Here is a 6,658-nt window from a genome sequence, read left to right on the forward strand (position 1 = left end):
AAGCCATAGAAAGAGCTATTCCTTTGATTTTTTGTTACTTTCATGGTGTGAGAGAATACGAACAGAAATCAATCGCAATTTTAATCCCGACAAAAACTATATGAAGTGGATCAATGGAAATGACGATCAGTCGAACTATGAGGACAGGCGAGGTCGTCGCGGCAAACGACTTGCAGGGGGAGGACTCATTACCATTATTATTGCTATCATAGCAGTATTCCTTGGCAAGGATCCCGACGCACTGTTTCAAATTGCAGATCTTTTTGTCCCGGGCCAGGAGGCGGTAAGTGATGACATTTCCGGGAATGAAAACGAGGATCTGAAAGTCTTTTCTCTTCGAGTTTTCAATAGTTGCAACGATGTATGGACGGAGATATTCGATCGTGAGTTGGGCAAGACCTATAAGAAACCGACTTTTGTCACCTTTTCAGGGGAAACGATGAGCGGCTGCGGTGGAGCCACTGCAGCCACAGGGCCATTCTACTGTCCGGCGGACGAAAAAGTCTATATCGACCTCGATTTCTTCCATGAATTAGCCAATCGTTTCCATGCCCCCGGAGATTTGGCCATGGCCTATGTGACGGCACATGAAGTGGGACACCATGTACAGCATCTGTTGGGGACATTGGATAAACTGCACAGTATGCGTGGGCACGTGAGCGAGGCGGAATATAATCGCATGAGTGTGAAAGTGGAATTGCAAGCCGATTTCTTTGCCGGTCTGTGGGCTAATTATGCGCAGAAGATGAATATTATCGCTTTGGAAGAAGGGGATTTGGAATCTGCAATAAGAGCTGCGGAGGCTATCGGTGATGACACTCTTCAAAAACAATCGCAGGGCTATGTGGTACCTGATGCTTTCACTCATGGCACTTCCTCTCAGAGAATGTACTGGTTCAAACGAGGGTTCGAGACGGGAGATTTCTCCGCAGGTGACACATTTGCCGAATTGAAATAGGGAAAACGATGAAACTTTTTCGCTCGTAAAGGTGTTTCACCGATAAATTAACGTCTCCCCTTTATATGATATGAACAGAGGGGTGACAAAACCAATGCGAATGAATATTGAATTCAAACCGGTAGAACCTACTGACAGATCGGCCATAACGACTATCACTTTTTCTTCAGGGGCAAGAATTTGCGACCTGGCTTTTTCCAATCTCTATTGCTGGAGTTTCGTCTATGGCACGTCTTGGGCTATTGTGGAGGACTGTCTGATCATCCGTTTCAAACCGAAAAGCCGTAGTCATCCGGTCTATCTCTTTCCTGTGGGAGCCGATCCTGAGCGAGTAGTGGCTGCTGCCCATCGACTGAAAGCGGAAGTAGTGCACGAAGATTATCCCTTGATATTTATGGGTGTGACTCCCGATATTCACCGATGTATCGAGGAGCATTGCTCGGCTGAGTATTACTTTATCGAGGATGAAGCCTATTGCGACTATATATACGAACGTGAAAGTTTAGCGACTTTGTCAGGTAAAAAGTTGCAGGCCAAGCGCAATCATATCAATAAATTTCTTTCTCTCTACCCCGACTATACATACGATCCTGTTAAGGATAGCGATGCCGAAGAATGCTTGATGCTGGCACATCTATGGCTCGATAACCGAGGTGATCAGGACGGAAGAGAGCTGGAGGTAGAGATGGTAGAGCGTGCTTTTCGACATCGTCAGGAGCTTGGGCTTTCGGGAGGAGTACTACGGGTCCGTGGAAGGGTAGTGGCTTTCTGTTTAGGCTCCCCTATCAATGCCGACACTTTTGGAGTACATATCGAAAAGGCCGATGCTATGGTGGAAGGTGCGTTTACGATGATCAATAGAGAATTTGCCCGTTCGATACCGGACACATTCCGCTACATCAATCGCGAGGAGGACTTGGGGCTGCCGGGGCTGCGTCAGGCCAAACTATCTTATCGCCCTGCCATTCTTTTGCCAAAGCAAACAGCCATACTGCGGCGCGATCATGACCGAATCCAAGCGTGAAGCATCTGTGCGACTATGGCGCATCTGCTTCGATGACCCCGAGCCTTTCATTGACCTTTATTTCCACGAAGTTTTCCGTGATGATGATACGTTGCTACGGTATAGCGAGACGGGGGAGGCTGTAGCACATCTGCAAATGCTCCCTTATCAACTGCGAATTTTTGGCACTTCTTTCTCGGCCGGCTATATTTCCGGAGCATGCACACACCCCGATCATCGTGGCAAAGGCATTATGCACACGATGATGACAGAAGCTCTTTCGGTCATGTATGACCGTGGCGATGTCTGTAGTTTCCTTATTCCGGCCGAAGCTTGGCTGTACGATTTCTACTCTCGCAGCGGTGGCTATGCGCCGGCCTTTGGTCGGAAACAAATCCTATATAGACCGAATTCTATCCCACGAAAGTCTCCCAGAGGCTATACCTGTACGATCGGACAAGGAGATTACAGCTTTCTCTCAGCCGAGGAGCAAATGGATATTCGCTTGGCCGTACAGCATACCTTCGGGCAGTGGCAAACGGCTTTGAAGGATTTTTCTTTGGCTGGGGGGGATGTTGCCATGTTGCAGGACGGTGCCGGTAAGACTGTAGGTCAGGCTTGTTTTGTCCCGAGAGAGAATAGTCTTGATGTCAGACTGCTTGTAGGGGATACCGAAGTGGCATTCATACTTGTCGATCACCTGCTCCGGTCTTTGGATTGCGACCATGCCTCTATTCTTGCACATTCGGGAAGTACTCCATACGGAATGCTCAGGATCCTGCGCCCTATACCCATACTCGAAGCCTTTGCTCAATACCATCCTGCAGAAGCTCGCTCTTTTGTATATAGTGACCCTCTTTTCCCTCAGCACAATGGTACTTATCATATCAGTAAGGGACACATTGCCTTTTCGGACAATATACAGCCTGAGATATCTTTACTTCCACATCACACTCCCGACTCCTTAGTCAAGGATCTTTTTTCCCCTTTCCCCTCCACCCTTTTCCTCATGCTGGACTGATATTAACCTCAGTCCGCTCTTCTTTTTCGTTGTAAGTAAATGCAACGTAACAACTTCAAGTATTGCTTTCAGGCAATACTTTTTACAAGGCCCTGACATACAATGTCGTCAGTTCGATCTAAGCCCGACTTCCCTATTTGCGCTCAGATCGAATTGATATCTCTGATCTTAATGCGGTAAAATCTGCCACTTCGATAAATTACGAACCGAAAATGCTCGGATTGCGGTCTGTAAATCCTGAGAAAACGGCGCGAGAATTTTTTCGCTTTGGCGCGTAAAAATTTTCCCTCTCGAGCCAAAACGTAAAAAATTACGCGCCACACTTTCATGGCTGTAAAGCCGGCAATTTTTGGAGCCTAAACCATCGCAGGGGGAGGGCGTAGCGATGTGTACTTTCTCAGTCTTCCGAGTACAGGCTCAGGCACTGTATTGAGCAGGTTGCCCCGGTGTCTCAGGTATTGGTCGTCTTAGGGCGAAAAACGCCGATTGCGGGGCATTAAGTCGCCGTTAGCAGTCGCAAACCTATACCGACCGATCGAAACCTCTCTTCGAAGCATGGCTCGCAGAGAAAGAATAACCCTCTAAAGCCGTCTTTCGACAGGTTTCCTCTGCTCCTGAGGTAATGATAATAGTGGACTCGTAATTTAATGTCAGTTCGATCTAAGTGCAAATGGGGAACTTGGGCTTAGATCGAACTGACGTTACAATGAGATGGAGATTGAACCTTTTCACCCTTTCATCTCCTCATTCAAACACAGCCAATGTTTTGGTAAGAGGCTAATTGACAGCCTTTTTAAGGGTTGGCTCCTTGTCACTTATGTTGAAAATATGTACTTTATAATCCTAAACTCTTCTTAAATCGATTTTTTTCTCTAAATTGCGCCGCAACAAAACACATTGAGAAGGGTACCAACAGAAATAGAAGATAGTATTTATGCCTTATAAATTCCTTTTCTTTTGTTGTCTTGTTCTTGAAATGAATCTTATTTGTGGACTTTTTTGTTTTTTTTTAACCCGGCCGTGGTTCTCTGAATCACGACCATAAATTGTTTTTTAAGTATGAGGAAATTATTATTGCTGATCGCGGCATCCCTTTTGGGCGTGGGACTCTATGCCCAAAATGCCAAGATTAAGCTGGATGCTCCGACTACTCGAGCGATGTGCACGAACAGTAGCTTCAAGCAGTTCGATGCAAGCTTTTCGTTCAATGAAGTCGAGCTGAAGAGGGTGGAGACCAAAGGCGGTACTTTTGCCTCAGTGTCAATTCCCGGTACATTCCCGACAGGGGAGTTCGGAGCACCTGAGGTGCCTGCGGTAAGAAAGTTAATTGCTGTGCCTGTCGGTGCCACCCCCATTGTTCGCGTGAAAAATTTCACAGAACAAGTTTATTCTCTGAACCAATATGGTTCTGAAAAACTTATGCCGCATCAACCCTCTATGAGCAAGAGCGATGATCCGGAAAAGGTTCCCTTTGTTTACAATGCTGCTGCTTATGCGCGCAAAGGTTTTGTCGGGCAAGAACTGACCCAAGTAGAAGTGTTGGGGACAATGCGCGGTGTTCGCGTTGCGGCTCTTACCATCAATCCTGTTCAGTATGATGCAGCTGCAAACCAGTTGAAAGTAAGAAATAATATTGAAATCGAAGTGAGCTTCCAAGGAGCAGACGAAGTTGCTACGCAGCGTTTGTATGATGCTTCTTATAGCCCATACTTCGAGACAGCTTACAAACAGCTCTTCAACAAAGATGTTTATACTGATCATCCTGATTTGTACAAGACACCGGCTCGTATGCTTGTTGTTGCAGGTGCAAAATTCAAAGAAGCTCTTAAGCCTTGGCTCACTTGGAAGGCTCAGAAGGGTTTCTATCTGGATGTTCATTACACAGACGAAGCTGAAGTCGGAACAACCAACGCCTCTATCAAAGCATTTATTCACAAGAAATACAATGATGGTCTGGCCGCCAATGCTGCTCCCGTATTCTTGGCTTTGATTGGTGACACTGATGTTATTAGTGGCGAAAAAGGGAAAAAAACGAAAGAGGTCACAGACTTGTACTACAGTGCAGTCGATGGTGATTATTTCCCCGAAATGTATTCTTTCCGTATGTCTGCTTCTTCCGGAGAAGAACTGAAAAACATCATTGATAAGGTGTTGATGTATGAAAAGGCTACCATGCCGGACAAGAGTTACCTGGAAAAGGTACTTTTGATTGCAGGTGCAGACTATAACTGGAATCCCAAGGTAGGTCAGCAAACCATTAAATATGGTATGCAGTATTACTTTAACCAAGAACATGGTTATACAGACGTGTACAGCTATCTCAAGGCTCCTTATACAGGCTGCTACAGTCACTTGAATACCGGTGTCAGTTTTGTAAACTATACGGCGCATGGATCTGAGACATCATGGGCTGATCCGTCCCTGACCACTAGCCAATTAAAGGCTCTCACAAATAAGGACAAATACTTCTTAGCTATTGGTAACTGTTGTATTACAGCCCAATTCGATTATCCACAACCATGCTTTGGAGAGGTAATAACTCGTGTTAAGGAAAAAGGAGCTTATGCCTATATCGGTTCGTCTCCAAGTTCTTATTGGGGTGAGGACTACTATTGGAGTGTAGGTGCTAATGCTGTGTTTGGTGTTCAGCCTACTTACGAAGGCACGACTATGGGGTCTTATGATGCTACATTCTTGGAAGATTCGTACAACACTGTGAACTCTATTATGTGGGCCGGTAATCTTGCTGCTACTCATGCTGGAAATATCGGCAATATAACTCATATTGGTGCTCATTACTATTGGGAAGCTTATCATGTCCTTGGCGATGGTTCGGTTATGCCCTATCGTGCAATGCCTAAGACTAATACTTATACGCTTCCTGCCTCTCTGCCTCAAAACCAGGCAACCTATAGCATTCAGGCTTCTGCCGGTTCTTACGTAGCTATTTCTAAAGATGGAGTTTTGTATGGAACAGGTGTTGCGAATGCAAGTGGTGTTGCTACTGTGAATATGACAAAGCTGATCACAGAAAATGGTAATTATGACGTAGTTATCACTCGTTCTAATTATCTTCCTGTTATCAAGCAGGTTCAGGCCGGTGAGCCCAGCCCCTACCAGCCAGTATCGAACTTGTCTGCAACTGTAGAAGGACAGAAAGTGACACTCAAATGGGAAGCTCCTGCTGCCGGCAATCGTGCAGAAGTAGTGAACGAANGTCTGTAGTAACTTCACCTGAAGCTATTCGGGGTACCCGTGCACAGGGTACTTGGTACCAAAAGACTGTACAGTTGCCAGCGGGCACCAAGTATGTTGCCTTCCGTCATTTCAACTGTACAGACTTCTTCTGGATCAATCTGGATGATGTCGTGATCACCGGCGAAGGAGGCACCTCAGTCGATTATACTTACACGGTTTATCGTGACGGCACTAAGATCAAGGAAGGCTTGACAGCTACGACATTCGAAGAAGAGGGCGTAGCACCGGGCAATCATGAGTATTGCGTGGAAGTGAAGTACACAGCTGGTGTATCTCCGAAGGAGTGTAAAGACGTTACTGTACCGGGTTCAGGTGAATTTGCTCCTGTACAGAATCTGACGGGTAGTGCAGCGGGACAGAAGGTAACGCTCAAGTGGGATGCTCCCAACGGAACGAATCCCAATCCTAATCCGGATCC

At 46.1% G+C, this 6,658-nt stretch carries 4 protein-coding genes and 1 pseudogene; 4 read left to right on the plus strand and 1 reads right to left on the minus strand.

Translation table 11 applies throughout. The features are described from left to right. Positions 1–100: 100 nt before the first annotated feature. The 3 genes from ypfJ (at position 101) to HQ49_RS07165 (ending at position 2,982) form a co-directional block, all read left to right on the plus strand. Positions 101–958, plus strand: coding sequence for a KPN_02809 family neutral zinc metallopeptidase (ypfJ, locus tag HQ49_RS07155; protein ID WP_026292392.1), 858 nt, complete (start codon positions 101–103; stop codon positions 956–958). A gap of 100 nt (positions 959–1,058) precedes the next feature. Then, positions 1,059–1,982 carry a PG_1841 family phosphatidylglycerol lysyltransferase-like protein gene (locus HQ49_RS07160; RefSeq protein WP_026292391.1) on the plus strand — a complete coding sequence of 308 codons (924 nt, stop codon included), beginning with the start codon at positions 1,059–1,061 and terminating at the stop codon, positions 1,980–1,982. Continuing rightward, entirely contained in the window at positions 1,963–2,982 is a 1,020-nt protein-coding gene (locus HQ49_RS07165) for a GNAT family N-acetyltransferase (RefSeq protein ID WP_039419252.1), read from the plus strand. Before HQ49_RS07160 ends, HQ49_RS07165 begins: the two co-directional genes overlap by 20 nt. Before the next feature lie 143 nt (positions 2,983–3,125). Here the strand turns inward: HQ49_RS07165 and HQ49_RS11405 are convergent, their stop codons facing one another. Further along, positions 3,126–3,311 carry a DUF1661 domain-containing protein gene (locus tag HQ49_RS11405; protein WP_152567121.1) on the minus strand — a complete coding sequence of 62 codons (186 nt, stop codon included), beginning with the start codon at positions 3,309–3,311 and terminating at the stop codon, positions 3,126–3,128. Positions 3,312–4,041: 730 nt separating this feature from the next. On the opposite strand from HQ49_RS11405, the pseudogene HQ49_RS07170 reads away from it, so the two are divergent. Further along, positions 4,042–6,658, plus strand: a pseudogene (locus HQ49_RS07170) (C25 family cysteine peptidase); the annotation flags it as partial.

The organism is Porphyromonas gulae, from assembly GCF_000765945.1.
GTDB lineage: Bacteria > Bacteroidota > Bacteroidia > Bacteroidales > Porphyromonadaceae > Porphyromonas > Porphyromonas gulae.